Below are 17,431 nucleotides of genomic sequence, written 5' to 3' on the forward strand. Positions count from 1 at the left end.
CAGGGAGCTGGGGCCCGTCACTTCAGCCCGCAGCGGGAGTCGGCGCACTGGATCACCGTGCCGGCCCATTGCTCCTCACGATTGTCCGGCTTGACGTAGCCCGCGTCTTGACTGGTCGGGGCCACGTCTTGCTTGACGTCACCGACGAGCCTGTCGCCCACGGCGATGATCGGGTTGCCCCGCGCATCAAGGCTCAGCGAGAGCGCGTCGGACGACCAGAGGTCTTCGCCCTGAGCCAGCGTGGCGATCGAACGTGACTCGAGATCGGTGCAGCCCGCGTCGGCGCAGTCGAGCAGGTCGAGGGATGCGCGCCGCTCGTCGACGAAGGCGATCAGAGGGCGGCCGCTCTCGTCGATGGCGAAGGACGGAGTGCGAGAGCCCGCGTCGTAACCACTCAGATCGCTGGTGCCGGTCGAAGAGCAGGTGGGGTCGGCGCAGGTGATGAGCCGGAGTTCCGAGCTGTCTTCGGGACGGGAGAGGATGACGGGAAGGCCGTCGGCCCCAAGTTCGATCTGGGCACCGAACGTGATGTCGTAGCCCATGCTGGACGGATACTCACTCTCGACCGCAGCAGCCAGAGGGGGAGCTTCGACGCGAGGCTCGGCGCCATCGGCCTTCGCCGAGATCACCCGGAGAGCGGGGATCGGTACGTCCGAGCGCGAATCGAAGCGGTCCGCGAGGGTCACTACGGCGGTTCCGTCCTCGGTGACGACGACGTCGATGGATGCTCTGCTCGGAGCCTGGCCGATCCATTCGAGCGACGTCGTCGTCGTAGTGGTGGACGAGCACGCGTCGTCGTCGCAGAAGATGATCCACACCGTCGCCACGGGCGGCCCGCCGGTGCGCCGCGCCACAGCGGCGATCACCGGATGCTCGCCGTCGTCGGAGACGGCGACCGCGCTGCGGTCGGCCACGGTTCGGGAGTCGAGCTCGTCGTCTTCATCGAACGTCGAATCGAGCCCGGCCACGGTCGTGCGGTCTCCGGGCGGCAGCTGGGAGGGCAGCTCCTCGGCAGTCGTCGCGTCATCCCACTCGCGCAGCTCATCGGCGCTCGTCGAGATCGCGTCGAGCTCGAACCGGTTGTCGGCGATGTCCTCTTCGTCTCCGACGAACCTCCACTGTGCGGTGAAGAGACCGCCGTCGTCGGTGCCGACGGTGGCGGTCGACAGGGAGGACGACATGGTGAGGACCGGCGAACAGGTCGCGCCCTCGCACAGTTTCAGGGTGTTGAGGTCATAGCCGGGGTTGCCGCCCAGCACGGCGGTGCGATCGTCGCCCACGGATACGATGCTCACCGAATCCTTGAATTCGGTCACTGTTCCGGCTGAATACGACACGAATCCCCACGGGTTCACGAGCGCGAGCGGCGCCGCGAGCAGGGCGGGAACCAGCAGCACGGCCAGCCCGACGAGCGCGCCCCCGCGCGTGCCGGCATCCGGCTCTGGAGCTGCCCACGACGGCGCCGCGTGCGGCACGATGGGCTCGGTTCCGATACGGGCGCGGGACTCCTCGCGAACGATCACCGCGCGCACCGCGATGGCCGTCATGAGCAGAACGAACACGGTGGGAACGATGAGACCGACCGCGACGGCGACCATCCCGGACAGCAGCGACTGGGGAATGAGATCGGCGAGCAGTTTCAGGCCGACACCGACGCCGATTGTGAGGGCGGCAGCGATGACAAGAGTGACTCTCGGCGTGCGATCCTCTGCTCGTCCCGACACGATGTCGCGCCCGGAGCGCCATGCCCGCGCGAGTGCCGTTCCCCATGACGTGTCGCCCAGCACGATCTGCGGCCACGCCAGAAGCAGCGGGGCGGTGACGATCAGAGCGATGAGCACGACGACGAGGCCGGCGATCGTCCAGAGCGGGGCGATGATGAGCGCGATGGATGCGGCCACGGCCGCGACGAAGAGGGCGAGCGCGCCGACGAACGCCAGCGCGACGAGGCCGGGGCGGCGGGCGGCACGACGCCAGGCGCCGCGCGCCGGGAGGCTCGAGTCCGTGGCGTTCGCGATGAGCGAGTGCGTCGCCGCGGTGATGCCGAACGCGTGGCCCGCGCACAGGAGGATCGCGGCGACCACGGAGGCCACGAGAACCGCGGTCGACGAGGCCAGCTGGGTGAGGTTGCCGTTCACGATCACCACCGCGTCGCGCGGCACGATCGTGAGGGCGACCACTGTGGCCAGGATCACGGAGACCGCCACCGGAACCGCGTAGGCGAGTGCCGGCGCCGGCGACAGGAAGGCCAGCTCGAACGTGCGGGGCGGTCCGTACATGCGGCGCAGGGCGTCGCGCTGCGGGTCGCGGGAGGGCTGGGGCGTTGCGGCCTGTGAGGCGGGTGTGGTCTGTGGGACTGAATCGGGCACCTACAGGACACTAACAGCGGCACGAATTCCCACACAGGGGGAGAACTCCCCATACCCCCCATACGATTGAGATGGTGCAGACAGACCCGAACCAGCCCATCGCATCCGCCGAGCCCGGGTTCGTGCGTGTGCGCGGCGCCCGCGAGAACAACCTGCGCGACGTCGACGTCGACGTGCCGCGCGACCGCATCGTGGCCTTCACGGGCGTGTCGGGATCGGGCAAGTCGTCGCTCGCCTTCGGCACGATCTTCGGCGAGGCGCAGCGCCGCTTCCTCGAGTCGGTGGCTCCCTACGCCCGGCGTCTGATCGCCCAGGGCAGCACCCCGCACGTCGACGAGATCACGGGCCTTCCGCCGGCGGTCGCTCTGCAGCAGCGCCGAGGGGCGCCGAGTTCGCGCTCCACGGTGGGCACCCTCACGACGCTCTCGAACCTGCTGCGCATGCTCTACTCGCGTGCCGGCACCTATCCGGCGGATGCGACGGGCCGGCTCGACTCCGATTCGTTCTCACCCAACACGGCGGCCGGGGCCTGCCCCCGCTGCCACGGACTCGGCATCGCGCACGACGTGACCGAGGCGACGGCCGTGCATGACCCGGCCCTGAGCATCCGCGACGGCGCCATCACGGCCTGGCCCGGCGCCTGGCAGGGAAAGAACCTGCGCGACGTGACGGCCGGCCTCGGCTACGACATCGACCGGCCCTGGCGCGAGCTGCCGCAGAAGGACAGGGACTGGCTGCTCTTCACCGACGAGCAGCCCGTGGTCGAGGTGACTCCGCAGCGCGACCGCGTGGCGAAGCCCTACAAGGGTCGATTCTGGAGCGCCAAGAGCTTCATCATGCACACCCTTGCAGACTCGAAGAGCGAGGCGCAGCGAAACCGCGCCGAGCGCTTCGTCGAGACCGCGCCCTGCACGCTGTGCGGGGGCAGCGGCCTCACCCGGGCCGCGCTCGCGGTCACCTTCGCCGGATACAGCATCGCCGAGTTGAACGACATGCCGTTCGCCGGCCTCGCCGACGTTCTGCGCCCCACCGCCGAGCTCAAGACGGCGGGCGCCGCACGCTCCGACCGCTCCTCGGGCGAGCTCACCGAGGTCGCCGTCACCATCTCGCGCGATCTGCTCGCGCGCATCGAGGTTCTCGTGGGCCTCGGCCTCGACTACCTGGGCCTCAGCCGCGCCACCCCGACCCTGTCGCCCGGCGAGATGCAGCGACTGCGCATCGCGACGCAGCTGCGCTCCGGGCTGTTCGGTGTGATCTACGTGCTCGACGAGCCCTCGGCCGGGCTGCACCCCGCCGACGCTGAGCCGCTCATCACCGTGCTCGAGCAGCTCAAGGCGTCGGGCAACTCGGTGTTCGTGGTCGAGCACAACATGGATGTCGTGCGCCAGGCCGACTGGGTCGTCGACGTGGGCCCCGGGGCCGGTTCGGGCGGCGGATGCGTGCTGTACAGCGGCGCCGTCGGCGGGCTCGCCGAGGTTGAGGAGTCGGTCACGCGGCCGTTCCTGTTCCCGTCGGGCGAGGAGCCTGCGCGGCGGGCCGCCCGCGAGCCCCGCGACTGGCTGAGCCTGCGCGCGGTCTCGCGCCACAACATCCGGAATCTGGACGTCGACGTGCCCCTGGGAGTGCTGACGGCGGTGACCGGGGTGTCGGGCTCGGGCAAGTCGAGCCTGGTCGGCGGCGTGCTCGCCGAGCAGGCGCTGTCGGACGCGGCCGTGGACCGGGTGGTACAGGTGGATCAGAAGCCGATCGGGCGCACGCCGCGATCGAACCTGGCCACGTACACGGGGCTCTTCGACGCGGTGCGCGCGACCTTCGCCGCCACCGAGGGAGCTCGCGGGCGGGGCTTCGATGCGGGCCGCTTCTCGTTCAACGTCGATGGAGGCCGCTGCCCGACCTGCCTGGGTGAGGGCTTCGTGTCGGTCGAGCTGCTCTTTCTTCCGGGCAGCTACGCGCCTTGTCCCGACTGCGGCGGCACGCGCTACAACGCCGAGACCCTCGAGGTGCGCTACCGTGACGCGTCGGTCGCCGATGTGCTGGCGATGACCGTCGACGACGCGGCCGGGTTCCTCGCCGACGTGCCCGCGGCGGCCCGCAGCCTCGACACCCTCCGCAAGGTCGGGCTCGGGTACCTTCGCCTCGGCCAGCCCGCGACCGAGCTCTCGGGCGGTGAGGCGCAGCGCATCAAGCTCGCCACCGAGCTGCAGCGCGCCAGACGCGGCCACACGCTCTACGTTCTCGACGAGCCGACGACGGGGCTGCATCCGGCCGACGTGCGCCTGCTCGTCACCCAGCTGAACGGCCTCGTGGATGCCGGCAACACGGTCGTGCTGGTGGAGCACGACATGAGCGTGGTCGCCGACGCCGATTGGGTCATCGACATGGGGCCTGGGGGTGGCGACAAGGGCGGGCGCGTCGTCGCGGCCGGAGCGCCGGAGGTCGTGGCGGCGAACGCGGAGAGTCGAACGGCGCCCTATCTGGCGGCAGCGCTCGGCTCGGCGCCTGCTTCTGCGCTCGCTTCGGACTGAGGGGCATCCGACTCGTCGAACTCGTCAGGCGCGCGCAGCCGGGCCAGCAGATGCTCTATGGCGAACCCCGCCGGGGAGTCGGGTTCGCACACGATCACGTTCATGAAGAGTCCGTCGGGAACGTCGAGCACCTGGAACGGGAGCTCGACCCATCCGTAACCCTCGACGAAGTTGGGGGCGAGTCCCGACGAGAACGGTCGGGCCTCGTGGGCGGCCCACATGGCCGCGAAGTCGGGGTCGGGCGTGAGCTTCGCGACCAGCTGCTGCAGGCGGGGGTCGTCGGGGTCGGCGTGGAAGCGCAGGGCGGCGACGGTGTCGCTCGCGGTGTCGCGCCAACGCTCGTTCGACCGATTCTCGGCCGGGGTTCCGAACATCATCTCGACGTAGTTGTTTCCCGGCACCACGTAGCCGGGCGACAGCGCCGCTGCGAGCGTGTTGACGAACAACAGGTCCTGGTTGCGATCGAAGATGACCGCCGCCGTGCCCGCCCACTGGTCGAGCATCGAGCGCAGAAGCTCACTGACCTCGTGATCGGGCCGCACCGGTCGGGTGTCGAACGGAGACGGCAGGGCGAGTCTGTAGAGGTAGCTCCGTCCGCTCTCGTCGAGGTCGAGCGCGCGAGCCAAGGCGTCGAGCACCTGTTCGGAGATCCTGTGGTTCTGTCCCTGCTCGATGCGCACGTAGTACTCGAGGCTGATACCCGCGCGCTCGGCGACCTCCTCGCGCCGGAGCCCTTGCACCCGTCGCTGCGGATCGGGCGGCAGGCCCACGTCTTCGGGCTTGAGGGCGGAACGTCGAGCACGCAGGTACTCCGCGAGAACCACCTGCTTTGCCGTCATGGGCTCCAGCATACGAGCATTCTGGAGTGGCCATGAAAGAAAGGCGCGGGATGCGATCGATCGCATGCGGTGAGAGAAAAATATTGGCACTCTCGAGGGTCGAGTGCTAATTTAGTTGTCACAAGTTGAGTCAACCCGACTCAGGTTCAAGAAAGGGGAATCCTCATGGCAATGTCTTTTGATCCTTTCAGCGAGCTCGACCGGCTCACCGGTGACCTGCTGCACTTCCGCCCGGGGCCGAAGTTCATGCCCGTCGATCTGTACAGGGAAGGCGACCAGTACGTGCTGAGCGCCGACCTGCCCGGAGTCGATCCGGGCTCCGTCGATGTCGATGTCGACGGGCAGCTGCTGACCATCCGTGCGCAGCGCACGGCCGCCGCGCACGACGGGGTCAAGTGGCTCACCCGCGAACGACCGAACGGCGACTATCTGCGGCAGTTCAGCCTGGGCGACGGAGTCGACTCCGAGAAGATCTCCGCGAGCTACGACAACGGAGTCTTGTCGGTGATCATCCCCGTGAGCGAGAGAGCGAAGCCGCGCAAGATCGAGGTCAAGGCCGCTCAGGCCGCCGACGACCACAAGACGCTGACCGTCTGACCGTCGACGCGCGAACAGCAGAGCGCCAGAGGAGGGGCGGGCCGAGTGCCCGCCCCTTTGACGTGCCGTCGCCGAGCGTCGCGAGCCTGCGAGTCGGATCGGCGACACGCTCTGACCGGCGTTTCATCAGGCTGCTCCGGGGTTCTGCCCAGAGCGGTCCTGCATGCTGGACGACCCAGACCGTTCGAATGAAAGGCCCGAGATGAGCACCCTCCAGCGATTGATGAAGATGGCGTCGAAGGCACTCGATTCGTCAGGGCAGTCCAGCTCGTCGCGGTCGGGTGGAACCGACTGGCGCGACCTCGTGCGCACCGCCGCAGACAAGGTCACGGGCGATGCTCGCCCGACCACCTCGACACATCAGCCGAGCGCGACCGGCGGGGCCACGCATCCGACGCCGTCTCGGGTTCAGGATGCGCCGGTGCACGACGTGCCCGTCTACGGCACGCCCACGGGTGCGCCGGTGCAAGACGCGGCGCCCGGACAGGCCGCCGCGAGCCCGGAGGACCGGGCCGCGATCGCCCGCTACGACTACCTGCTGAAGACCGCGATGCCCGAGCAGCTCGAGCAGGTGCACCGCGATGCGTTCGCGCGGCTCACGCCGGCGCAGCGACAGCAGGTCGAGTCGCGGCTACGCGATGAGCTTCCCGTCGGCGAGCAGCCGGCGTCGTCGTCGCCCGACGATCTGGCGCGCTCGGCCGTGCGCGGAGAGGCGCACAAGCCCGGGTTCCTGCGTGGGCTCTTCGCGAAGCCCGGAGTCGCCGGGGCCGCCGGTGCGGTGGCGGGAGTCGGAGTCGGCGCCGTCGCGGGCGGGCTTCTCGCGGCTGTCGCCGGGGGAGCAGTGCTCAGCAGCGTCGCAGGCCCCCTGCTCGAGCAGGCCTCGGGCATGGGAGTCGACTTCGAGGCCCTCGGCGGGCTCGAGGGGCTCGAGGGTGGACTCGGCGACGTGGCGTCCGGCGCGGGCGACTACGCGAGCGGAATCGGCGACCACCTCTCCGAGCTGGGCTCGAACTTCGAGATCCCCGGACTGGGTGGGCTCGGGGGTCTCTTCGGCCGCGACTAGCCGCTGCAGCACGTGGTCCGTGCCAGTCTGGACCCGTGACTGAACTTCTCGTCGTTCTGGTGGCCGCGTTCGCCGTGATCGTGGCGTCGACCCTGCTGGGCCCGCGGCTCGGCATCGCGTCGCCGCTGATCCTCGTCGCGATCGGCGTCGGGGCCAGCTTCCTTCCCGTCTTCGACACGATCGAGATCGAACCCGAGTGGATCCTGGCGGGGGTTCTTCCGCCCCTGCTCTACTCGTCGGCCGTGTCGATGCCGGCCATGAATTTCCGGCGCGAGTTCGGCGCGATCAGCGGCCTGTCGGTCGCGCTGGTCATTGCGAGCTCGCTCGTTCTGGGCGTGTTCTTCATGCTGGTGATCCCCGACCTCGGCTTCGCCTGGGGCGTGGCGCTCGGGGCGATCGTCAGCCCGACCGACGCGGTGGCCACGTCGATCGTCAAGCAGACCTCGGTGTCGAAGCGGGTCGTGGCAATGCTCGAGGGCGAGAGCCTGCTCAACGATGCGACCGCGCTCGTGCTGCTGCGCACCGCAATCGTGGCCACCGCCGCGTCGTTCTCGTTCTGGGCTGCGGCCGGCACCTTCGCGTACTCCGTGGTGATCGCCATCATCGTCGGCGGCCTGGTCGGCTGGGGCAACCTGGTTGTGCGCAAGCGGGTCACCGATCCCACGGTGAACACCGTCATCTCGTTCATCGTGCCCTTCGCCGCGGCCGTGCCCGCCGAGCTGCTCGGCGCATCCGGTCTGGTGGCCGCAGTGGTGGCCGGACTCGTCACGGGCATCCGGGCGCCGCGCTACCTCTCGGCGCAGAACCGGTTGTCTGACTCTCAGAACTGGCGCACGGTCGAGCTCGTGCTCGAGGGCGCGGTCTTCCTGACGATGGGTGTTCAGGTCTCGTCGATCGTGGCCAACGTCGAGCGCGATCACGCCGGAGTCGGCCCCGCGGTTCTCATCGCGGCAGGCGCCCTGGTGCTGACGGTCGTGGTGCGCGCGGCCTACGTGGCTCCGCTGCTGTGGTGGCTCTCGACCCTGCGCAACCGCAACGCGAAGATGCAGGACAGGCTGCTCGAGATGCGCGAGAAGATGAGCACACCCGAGGGGGCCGAGCAGATGTTCGGCGAGGCGAACGGGCGCCGCCGCCGGGCATCCGACAACCAGATCGAGCGGCTGGGTCGTCGCATCGTGCAGTCGCTGGCCGATATCACGTACTTCCGCAACGCTCCGCTCGGGTGGCGGGATGGCACGGCCGTCGTGTGGGCCGGCATGCGCGGGGCCGTCACGGTGGCTGCGGCGCAGACTCTGCCCGACGACACCCCGCAGCGGTCGGTGCTCGTGCTCATCGCGTTCGCGGTGGCTGTGATGTCGCTGCTCGTGCAGGGCGGCACGATCGGACCGCTGCTGCGCGCGATCTCGTCGGTGGTCGATCAGGCGGCGGTCGATGAGAAGACGAACGCCGAGCGGACGCGGCTGATGCAGCTGATGAGAACGAGTGCGGGTGCCGTGCCGCCGGCGCCGCCCGTGGAGCAGACGGTGCAGGGCTTCATCTCAGCGAAGGAGCACGAGCTGAGTGTGATCGCGGCGCAGAGGTCGGCGCTCCTCGAGGCCCGCGACCACGGCACCTTCGACGCCGACGTTCTCGCGTACGCGTTGCAGATCCTCGACGGGTCTCAGATCGCGCTCGAGTTGCGCGGAGGCCCGAAGGGCTGACCTTCGGGCCCCACGGAGCGGACTAGCCGAGCTGCTTCAACGCTTCGACGGTTCCGCCCCAGTTGTGGCTCGAGATGGCGTCGGCGAAGGTCGAGTCTCCTCGGCCCGTGCCCAGGTTCTCGCCGGATGCGTCGTCGACGACGTCGACACGGTGGCCCTTCTCGGGGCCGTCGCCGCTGCCCTCTTCGACGAATTCGATGCGCAGCGCCCGTCCGTCGAGGCGTCCGGTGACCACGGCGCCGGTCTCGGTGTCCTTCGAGCTGTCGGTCATGAACGGCCCCGCTCCGAGGGTGGCGAGCGACTCGTTGACCTGGTTGATGAGTGAAGAGGTGTTCATGGTGCTCCTAATCGTTGACGAGGCATCAGGCTAACGACGTCGGAGCGTGTGCATCCAGCCCTTGACGAGCGAGGATCGCACCTCGAATCAGCCCGCGTCGCGCTTCTCGTAGGCGTCGAAGATGCCCTTCGCACTCTGCATGTCGAGGGGCATCGAGGTGTGCTCGTGCGTGATCTTCCACTCGCCGTCGCGCTTCTCGAGGGTGACCGTGATGCGGTTCATCATCGAGTCGACCTGCTCGCCATCGGCCGTGACTTCGGCGTAGCGCACGGCAGCGTGGGCGAAGGCGACGTCGTCGCGCACGGTGGCGACGACCTCGGTGAAGCGCGCCTCGCACAGCTTGTCGCCGAGGCTCTCGAACCACATCGTCACCATCGGACGCCACGCGTCGACACCGGCGAACTCCCACATGCCCCACGCGTCGAAGACGAGGGTGTCGTGCGCGTAGAGCTCGAGAAAGCTCTCGACGTCTTTGGAGAGCACCCGTGAGGTGTAGTTCTCGAACAGCGTCGTGATGGGATTGGATTCGAGGGGCATGTGATCATCCTGCCGTTCTGTAGCGGATCATGGTGAGCGGGCCGAACACGGCGACCAGCCCCGCGCACCACAGGAGCGTGATGCTCAACTCGCCCGACGCATCCATGCCGCCCATGAAGTCGCGCACGGCGGTGACCAGGTGCGACACCGGGTTCACTTCGACGAACGCCTGCAGCCAGGTCGGAAGCGTCGACGGCTCGATGAAGATGTTGCTCGCGAAGGTGAGGGGCGTGATCACGAGCATGCTCACGCCCATCACGGCGCCGGGGGTGCGGAGGACGAGGGCGAAGAAGGTCCAGAGCCAGCTGAAGCTGAACGCGAAGACCAGGATCAGCAGCACCGCCATCAGCACCCCGGCGACTCCTCCTTCGGGTCGGTAGCCCAACGCGAGTCCGAGCGAGATCGTGACTGCCGCCGAGATCGTGTAGCGCACGGCGTCGCCGAGCAGCATTCCGACGAGAGCAGAGGGGCGCCAGATGGGCAGCGAGCGGAAGCGGTCGAAGACGCCCCTGTCGATGTCGGTGCGCAGGGTCGACCCCGTGTACATCGTGATCATGATGACGCCCTGCACGAGCAGGCCGGGCAGCACGTACTGCAGGTACCCGCCCACGCTTCCGGCGATCGCGCCGCCGAACAGGAATGTGAACAGCAGCGTGAACATCACGGGGAACACGGTGACGTCGAACAGCTGCTCGGGCACGTGCTTGATCTTGAGCAGCGCCCGCCAGCCGAAGGTGAGCGATGTCGAGAGCGGCCCGGGCGGATTCGGTCGTTCGACGTCGGCCAGGGCGGCGCGCATCGCCGCCGCGAGCGATTCCGCGCTCGCGGGTACGACATCTGGTCGTTCGTCGAGTTTGTCGAGACGCGTCATGCTGCGGCCTCCTCGTCTGTCTGCGATTCGGATGTGTGCCCGGTCAGCGCGAGGAAGACCTCGTCGAGTGATGGCTGGCCGAGCGAGAACTGGGCCAGCTCGATGTTCTCGTCGGCCAGCGCCGTGAGGGCGGCGGTGACGATGGCCGGATCGGCGACGGTCGCGCTGACGGCGGCCGGATCGACCTCGTTTCGGATCTCGACATGCAAGACCCGCGCGAGAACAGCGGATGCCCGTGGCCGGTCCGCCGGGTGCATCACCCGCACGTGCAACGCACCGTTGCCGACCCTGGCCTTGAGTTCGCTCGAGGTGCCCTCGGCGATGACTCGACCGGTGTCGATCACGCTGATGCGGTCGGCGAGCTGGTCGGCCTCGTCGAGGTACTGCGTGGTGAGCAGCACCGTGGTGCCCGACGACACCATGGCCCGGATGATGTCCCACACCTCGTTGCGGCTGCGCGGATCGAGGCCGGTCGTCGGCTCGTCGAGGAACAGCAGCTCGGGGGTGACGACGATGCTCGCGGCGATGTCGATGCGGCGACGCATGCCGCCGGAGTACTTCTTGACCTGCTTGTCTCGCGCATCCGACAGCCCGAACGCGCTGAGCAGTTCGTCTGCCCGGCGTGTGGCGCGGGCGCCGGTGTAGCCGAAGAGGCGGCCGATGAGGCGCAGATTCTCGGCTCCCGTGAGGTCTTCGTCGACCGATGCGAACTGCCCGGTCAGGCTGACTCGACGACGCACCTCGTTCGCCTCGGTCATGATGTCGCGACCCAGAACGCGGGCCGTGCCCGAATCCGGCTTGGTGAGGGTGGCCAGCATGCGGATCGTCGTGGTCTTGCCTGCACCGTTGGGACCGAGAAAGCCGTGCACGCCACCGCGGGGTATCGCCAGGTCGATGCCGTCGACGGCGACGGTCTTCTTGAATCTTTTCACGAGCGCATGCGTCTCGATCGCGAGTTCGGCCATGCGGCTCTCCTGAGGGGTCGGCGTCGACGTTATTCCTAGTAGGAATATTGTAAACAGGAATCGACAGTTAATGCACGCAATGCGATGCGAGCGGCATGATGTCATCGTGACGTCCATCCCGCATTTCGCACACAGCCTCCGCCGCATGACCGGTCGGGACCCGCAGCAGGCCCACCGCGCGGCGACTCCGCTCGAGCTGCTCTTCGACCTGACGTTCGTCGTGGCCTTCGGTGTGGCCAGCTCGCAGACGGCCCATCTGCTGTCCGAGGGGCACGTCGGACCCGCGCTGCTCGGATTCGGCTTCGCTCTGTTCGCGATCTCGTGGGCGTGGATCAACTTCTCGTGGTTCGCGTCGGCCTACGACACCGACGACTGGTTGTTCCGGGTGCTGACGATGGTGCAGATGATCGGCGTCATCGTTCTCGCGCTGGGCCTCCCCGTGCTGTTCGAGTCGTTGGATCACGGGGACCGCCTCGACAACACCATCGTCGTGCTGGGCTACGTGATCATGCGCGTGGCGCTCGTGCTGCAGTGGCTTCGCGCAGCCGCCCAGGATCCGGCGCGCAAGGTCGTCGCGCTCAGCTATGCCAAGAACATCGCCCTCATTCAGATCGGATGGGTGGTCGTCGCCATCCTGCCGATTCCGATCGGAGTGGCGATCCCGATCTCACTGGTGCTGTTCGCGGCCGAGATGGCCGCGCCCGTCTTCGCCGAGGGCAAGGGTGTGCGATCGGGGGTGGGCTCCACGCCGTGGCACGCGCACCACATCGCGGAGCGCTACGGGCTGCTGGCGATCATCACGCTCGGCGAAGTGGTGCTCGGCACGGTGACCGCGGCGACCGCCGTGATAGACGAGTCGGGGTGGAACGGCGAGACCGCCATCCTCGTGATCACGGGGGTCGGCCTGGCGTTCGGTCTCTGGTGGACCTACTTCATCCTCGATGCCGGCGCTGTTCTGCAGAAGTTCAGGTCACGCGCGTTCGTCTGGGGTTATGGCCACCTGCTGATCTTCGCGTCGATCACGGCAACGGGCACCGGGCTGCACCTCGTGGAGTACCTGATCGAGCACCATACGGAGATCGGCATCGTCGGCACCGTGCTCTCCGTCGCCATTCCGGTGTTCGTGTTCATGATCACGTCGTTCGCCCTGTATGCCTGGCTGATGCGTTCTCTCGACCCGCTCCACATCGTCCTGGTCGCCATCAGCGCGGCGTTTCTGGCCGGAGGTGTCATCGCGGCGGCGGCGGGTGCATCGATCGGCGTCTGCCTTATGCTCGTCACGCTCAGCCCCTATGTCGTGGTCGTCGGCTACGAGACGATCGGCCACCGGCACCAGGCGGCGCAACTCGCCCGGGTGCTCGCCGCCACAGAATAGCCCTGATTGTTCCTAGCAGGAATGTCCGTGTCGGGAACCTAAGGTTGCATTCATGGTGAATCGCGCTCTGTCGCCCACGGCGTACGCGCTGCTGGGCCTGCTCGTCTTCGATCGCGAGAACCCCGAGGGGATGACGGGCTACGAGCTCAAGCAGCGCGCCGACTTCACCCTGCGCTACTACTGGGTGAGTCCGGCGATGAGCCAGATCTACACCGAGCTGCGCAAGCTCTCCGAAGCCGAGTTCGTCGAGACGGCGCCCTCCGACGGGCCGACGCGCTATCGCGTGACCGAGCTCGGCGAGGAACAGCTGCAGACCTGGCTCTTCCACGGTGAGGTCGGTTTCCCCATCCTCAAGCACCCCGTGGCGCTGCGATTGCTCATGGGTCGGCTGTCGACGCCCGATCAGCTGGGCTCCATGCTCGAGACGCACCTGGATGACCTGGCCGCGCGCCGGGCCGACCTGCAGGGTGTGCGAGACATGCTCGGCGACGAGCATCGCGTTCGCTACGCCGCGATGGTGGCCGACTGGGGCCTCGCCTACTACGACAGCGAGGCGCAGATCGTGGCCGGACTGCGTGAACAGCTCGACGGCATGGACTGAGCGCTACTCCGCCAGCGCGGCGAGCTCGGCCATCACGCGCGGGTGCGCGAGCACGCGGAAGTGCCCGCCCGTGTCGAGCCGCACGTTCTTGGCTCCGACCAGTTCGCTGCCAGCGGGAACGTGCGGATCGAACTCCCCGTACACCGACACGATGCGCGAGTTCACCGACTCGTCGTGGGCCAGCGCGAGGATCGTCGCGTTCTTCGGCGAGAAGATGCGCAGGCTGGGAAGCACCATGAACCGGGCATAGAACGATCCTCCGAAGGGCGCGGCGACGGCGAGCATCGACTCTATTCGCGCGGCCTCCCTCCCCGCCGTCATGGCGTATTTGCCGATGAGCCCGCCTTTGCTGTGCGAGACGACCACGACGCCCCGCAGGTCGTGGGTGGCCAGAAACGCCGAAACGAGATCGGCAGCCTCGACGACGGGCCGGTTGTTCCAGTTCAGTGCATCGACTACGTACACCGGATGCCCGCGGTCATGCATCGCGCGGATCAGCGGCTGCATAAAACGCCAGGTCTCGTACACGCCGGGAATGACCACGATCGGCTTCGCCTCTCCCGAGCGGAACGAGGCGGGGTCGGTTCTGCCGAGGATCGCCCGCGCCTGCCAATAGAGGGCGTAGACGTAGTCGCGTGCCCACCACCCGGCGATGCGCAGCGGCCTCACGATCGCGATCCCGACACGGCGGCGTGCACCGACGACGCGAGCTCTCCCGCGACGAAACTGCGGAGCGCGCCCGCCACGGCTCGGGGAGCCGTGTACTGCACGACGTGCCTATTGCGGGGAACCGTTGCGAGGCATCCGATCGGCGCTCGCGCGACGAGCCGTCGGCACCAGTCCTCGCTCGCGATCGGGTCATTGCCGCCGCGCAGAACCAGCAGCGGCTGGGTGAGCGACGTGACCCGCTCGTCGATCGGGTAGGTCAGCATGGGCTTCGACTGCGCGAGAAAGTAGACGGGGCCGCAGCGCAGGTAGTCGAGAAAGACCACGGCGTTGGTCAGGGGCGGTTCGCCCAGGATGTCGACGGCCAGCGCTCGGGACTGCGCGAGCAGCGAGCGGTGCCTCGAGTCGGAGACCGGTCCGATGATCGCGACGTGAGACGCGAGGTCGGGCCGGAGGAGAGCGAGTTCGACCACCCACTGCGCGCCCATCGAGTGACCGACGAGCACGACGTCGCGCAGTGCGAGCTCGTCGAGTGAGCGAGCCAGCAGCAAGGCCATCTCGCGCACGGTTGGCGAGAAGCTCGGCTTGAGCGTACCGCCGAATCCGGGCAGGTCGAGCGAGTAGACAGGGCCGTCGCTCTCGAGCTCGTGATGCAGCCGGGAGAAGTAACGGTGCGAGGTGCCGATGCCGTGCACGAGCACGATCGCGGGTCCCGCTCCGGATGCTGACACCGCGTCGCTCGCGTGCGTGTCACCGACGAATGCTCGGATGCCGGTGGTCAGGGTGCGAGCGGAGGGCATTCCCTCACGGTAGGCCGTCGCGATGGATGTGCGGGGTGGCGTTGACCGCGGGGAGTGGGTCGGGTAGGCGGCACTTGATCAGAACGGGGTCAGCTTCTATGCGCCGGGGACTCCGGCTTCGTGGATGGCCGCGCCGTAGCAGCCGCCCGTCTGCCAGTCGTAGGGCTGGTCGGCCGACAACCGCGGGCCGTAGAGGGCGACGAACGCGTCGTCCATATCCGACTGTGATGTGTCTCCGTCTCCAGCCAGTGGATTCACGTCGAACGCGCCTCCGTTGAATTGGATCGCGCCGTCTGGCCTGACGTTGTCGGAGATGTCGAAGGTGAATCCCCGGTCGTTCATGCACGACGTGATGGAGGCGTCGATGGCCTCCGCGGTCGCCGCATCGAACCCCGAGGCGAAGCCCGGAGTCTCGCCGGCGTAGCCATAGGGCTGCTCGGGCGGGTAGGCCATCGAGTTGTAGAGCTCGGTGATCTTCGCGAGCTCGGCGTCGGTGAAGCCTGTCGAGTCGTCATCGAGGAGCCCCGCCTTGTGAACTGCCTCTCCGTAGCAGCCGCCCGACGTCCAGTCGTAGTGGGGGAGCAGGTTGTCGGGAGAGCCGTAGAGGGACCCCTGCTCGCTCTGGTCGAAGCCTTCGGGCATCGGATTGAACCCGGTCGAGACGAATCCGATCACCGAGCCCGTTTCCGGCGCCAGCGCGAACTGGTAGCTGTACCCGTGCGTGGTCATGCAGATCTTGATCGCCGTCTGAACGCGGATGTAGGTGTCTCGATCGTGCTCGTCGGTATAGCCGGGCAACCCTGCGATCAACTCGGCTGGAAGGTTCGAGACCACCGGCTCGGCAGGTGCGTCCTCTGAGAGCGCGGAGTCGATGGTGGTCTGGAGAGCGGGAGTCGAGGCCGACTCGAGGAGGGCGTGCGACTCGACGACTCCGACTCCGATGAAGACGGCGGTCGCGACGATGCCGATGCCCGCGACGGCTGCGATGATCGCGGCGATCCGGCGCTTCATCGTGCGCTTCCTTCTTCTGACGCGGAGGCGAGGGGCGGCCGTACCGCCCTGCTGCTCGGCCACCACCAGAGCGCGGCTGCGGCGAAGAACAGGCCCAATGCGCCGACGAGGGCGTACTTCGGAAGAGGCCAGAGCTCGGAGAAGTACATGAACGAGTTGACCGCCGCGCTGCCGTAGAGCAGACCGTGGAATCCGAACTGCACGACGGCCGCCTGCGCGATCATCAGGGCGAGTGCGCCCGCGAACCGGGCGCGTTTCCACCCGAGGAGGATCAGGCCGACGGTGGACAGCAGAAGCGACAGGACGAGCGCCCCACTGAGCGCGGTGACCACGGTATCGCCCGTGACCGCGAGGTAGGACACAACGCGGGTCAGCGTGAACGCTCCGAAGACGACGACTCCCAATCCGACCGTGACCGTGATCGCGAGAGCGGCGTTGTCGTTGCGCCTGAGGCGGAATTCCAGGGGGTCGTGCACGCGGGCCTCTCGCAGTTGCGCACGCCGCCAGCGGAGGTCGTCGACCATGCCGCGCAGGCGGCGTCGGCGGATGCTGCGGGCCACCTCGTCGGGTTGCAGGCCGACCGATTCCGCCCAGACGACGTGTTCGTACAGGTCGGAGGTCAGCTCGTCGAGCCGATCATTCGTGGCCTGTCGATCGATGCCCCGGGTGTACCAGGCGGCCCAGCGCAGAACATGCGCGGTCATTCGCCGGTAGTCGGCCGTGCGTGCGACGCTCATGCCAGCCCTCCCGCGTCGATGCCCAGAAGCGGAACCCCCGGAATGACGCCACCGGCACGAGCGCGCCGACGTTCGGCCACGGCATCCGCGCCGAGGGCCAGCGCCTCCGCGCGATAGGCCTTCTCGCCCTCGCCCGTCACCGTGTAGAGGCGGCGCCGAGGCCGGTTCTCGGCGTCGGCGGCTGCCGAGTCCTCCCACGTCGACTCGAGGAGCCCGGAGTCCTTCATGCGGCCGAGCGCCTTGTAGAGCGTGCCGTGGGCCGTCAGTTCGGTGCCGGAGTGATCGGACAGTGCGCGAGCGAGAGCGAAGCCGTAGAAGGTGCCGTCGCTCGCCTGCAGCGCGAGGCCGCATTCGAGCACATCGAACTCGATGGGAAAGAGTCGTCCTGGTTTACGTTTGGCCATACGTCCACCATAGGAAGCTATCTTCCTTTAAGCA

Annotated in this window: 17 protein-coding genes; 6 read left to right on the forward strand and 11 right to left on the reverse strand. The window is 68.0% G+C overall.

Annotation, left to right across the window (positions count from 1 at the left end):
* Positions 1-17: 17 nt before the first annotated feature.
* On the reverse strand, positions 18-2,369 hold the full coding sequence (locus ASF51_RS04110; protein WP_157412001.1) for a hypothetical protein: 2,352 nt from the start codon (positions 2,367-2,369) through the stop codon (positions 18-20).
* A 71-nt stretch (positions 2,370-2,440) separates the two neighbouring features.
* On the opposite strand from ASF51_RS04110, the gene ASF51_RS04115 reads away from it, so the two are divergent.
* Positions 2,441-4,894, forward strand: a complete 2,454-nt coding sequence (locus tag ASF51_RS04115) for an excinuclease ABC subunit UvrA (protein ID WP_055925547.1) — start codon at positions 2,441-2,443, stop codon at positions 4,892-4,894.
* Here the strand turns inward: ASF51_RS04115 and ASF51_RS04120 are convergent.
* A complete protein-coding gene (locus ASF51_RS04120) occupies positions 4,840-5,733 on the reverse strand; it encodes a helix-turn-helix domain-containing protein (protein ID WP_055925550.1) in 894 nt (297 codons plus the stop codon). The two genes, ASF51_RS04115 and ASF51_RS04120, sit on opposite strands and share 55 nt — an antisense overlap.
* Before the next feature lie 165 nt (positions 5,734-5,898).
* On the opposite strand from ASF51_RS04120, the gene ASF51_RS04125 reads away from it, so the two are divergent.
* The 3 genes from ASF51_RS04125 to ASF51_RS04135 all read left to right on the forward strand — a co-directional run bounded on the left by ASF51_RS04125 (position 5,899) and on the right by ASF51_RS04135 (position 9,093).
* Complete coding sequence (locus ASF51_RS04125) at positions 5,899-6,330, forward strand: Hsp20/alpha crystallin family protein (RefSeq protein ID WP_055925553.1); 432 nt, start codon at positions 5,899-5,901, stop codon at positions 6,328-6,330.
* A 202-nt stretch (positions 6,331-6,532) separates the two neighbouring features.
* A complete protein-coding gene (locus ASF51_RS04130; RefSeq protein WP_055925556.1) occupies positions 6,533-7,393 on the forward strand; it encodes a hypothetical protein in 861 nt (286 codons plus the stop codon).
* A gap of 35 nt (positions 7,394-7,428) precedes the next feature.
* On the forward strand, positions 7,429-9,093 hold the full coding sequence (locus ASF51_RS04135) for a sodium:proton antiporter (RefSeq protein WP_055925559.1): 1,665 nt from the start codon (positions 7,429-7,431) through the stop codon (positions 9,091-9,093).
* Positions 9,094-9,115: 22 nt separating this feature from the next.
* On the opposite strand, the gene ASF51_RS04140 is transcribed toward ASF51_RS04135, so the two are convergent.
* The 4 genes from ASF51_RS04140 to ASF51_RS04155 form a co-directional block, all read right to left on the reverse strand.
* Positions 9,116-9,430 (reverse strand): hypothetical protein, encoded by a 315-nt coding sequence (locus tag ASF51_RS04140; RefSeq protein ID WP_055925562.1) that lies wholly within the window; start codon positions 9,428-9,430, stop codon positions 9,116-9,118.
* 87 nt (positions 9,431-9,517) lie between these two features.
* Complete coding sequence (locus ASF51_RS04145) at positions 9,518-9,967, reverse strand: SgcJ/EcaC family oxidoreductase (protein WP_055925565.1); 450 nt, start codon at positions 9,965-9,967, stop codon at positions 9,518-9,520.
* 4 nt (positions 9,968-9,971) lie between these two features.
* Entirely contained in the window at positions 9,972-10,838 is an 867-nt protein-coding gene (locus ASF51_RS04150; protein ID WP_055925568.1) for an ABC transporter permease, read from the reverse strand.
* Complete coding sequence (locus ASF51_RS04155; RefSeq protein WP_055925571.1) at positions 10,835-11,803, reverse strand: ATP-binding cassette domain-containing protein; 969 nt, start codon at positions 11,801-11,803, stop codon at positions 10,835-10,837. Before ASF51_RS04155 ends, ASF51_RS04150 begins: the two co-directional genes overlap by 4 nt.
* 145 nt (positions 11,804-11,948) lie before the next feature.
* On the opposite strand from ASF51_RS04155, the gene ASF51_RS04160 reads away from it, so the two are divergent.
* Both ASF51_RS04160 and ASF51_RS04165 read left to right on the forward strand, forming a co-directional pair.
* Entirely contained in the window at positions 11,949-13,178 is a 1,230-nt protein-coding gene (locus ASF51_RS04160; protein ID WP_055927858.1) for a low temperature requirement protein A, read from the forward strand.
* A 52-nt stretch (positions 13,179-13,230) separates the two neighbouring features.
* On the forward strand, positions 13,231-13,779 hold the full coding sequence (locus ASF51_RS04165) for a PadR family transcriptional regulator (RefSeq protein WP_055925574.1): 549 nt from the start codon (positions 13,231-13,233) through the stop codon (positions 13,777-13,779).
* A 3-nt stretch (positions 13,780-13,782) separates the two neighbouring features.
* Here ASF51_RS04165 and ASF51_RS04170 read toward each other — a convergent pair whose 3' ends face one another.
* From ASF51_RS04170 to ASF51_RS04190, 5 genes are all read right to left on the reverse strand, one after another.
* Positions 13,783-14,451 carry a triacylglycerol lipase gene (locus ASF51_RS04170; protein ID WP_055925577.1) on the reverse strand — a complete coding sequence of 223 codons (669 nt, stop codon included), beginning with the start codon at positions 14,449-14,451 and terminating at the stop codon, positions 13,783-13,785.
* Positions 14,445-15,245 carry an alpha/beta fold hydrolase gene (locus ASF51_RS04175; protein ID WP_082479518.1) on the reverse strand — a complete coding sequence of 267 codons (801 nt, stop codon included), beginning with the start codon at positions 15,243-15,245 and terminating at the stop codon, positions 14,445-14,447. The genes ASF51_RS04170 and ASF51_RS04175 overlap by 7 nt, the downstream gene beginning before the upstream one ends.
* Before the next feature lie 96 nt (positions 15,246-15,341).
* Positions 15,342-16,256, reverse strand: a complete 915-nt coding sequence (locus tag ASF51_RS04180) for a hypothetical protein (protein WP_055925580.1) — start codon at positions 16,254-16,256, stop codon at positions 15,342-15,344.
* Positions 16,253-16,993: a hypothetical protein gene (locus ASF51_RS04185; RefSeq protein WP_055925583.1), complete on the reverse strand. Its 741-nt coding sequence runs from the start codon at positions 16,991-16,993 to the stop codon at positions 16,253-16,255. The genes ASF51_RS04180 and ASF51_RS04185 overlap by 4 nt, the downstream gene beginning before the upstream one ends.
* Positions 16,990-17,397, reverse strand: coding sequence for a PadR family transcriptional regulator (locus tag ASF51_RS04190; RefSeq protein WP_055925586.1), 408 nt, complete (start codon positions 17,395-17,397; stop codon positions 16,990-16,992). The genes ASF51_RS04185 and ASF51_RS04190 overlap by 4 nt, the downstream gene beginning before the upstream one ends.
* Positions 17,398-17,431: the final 34 nt, after the last annotated feature.

The organism is Agreia sp. Leaf283 (assembly GCF_001422485.1).
GTDB lineage: Bacteria > Actinomycetota > Actinomycetes > Actinomycetales > Microbacteriaceae > Agreia.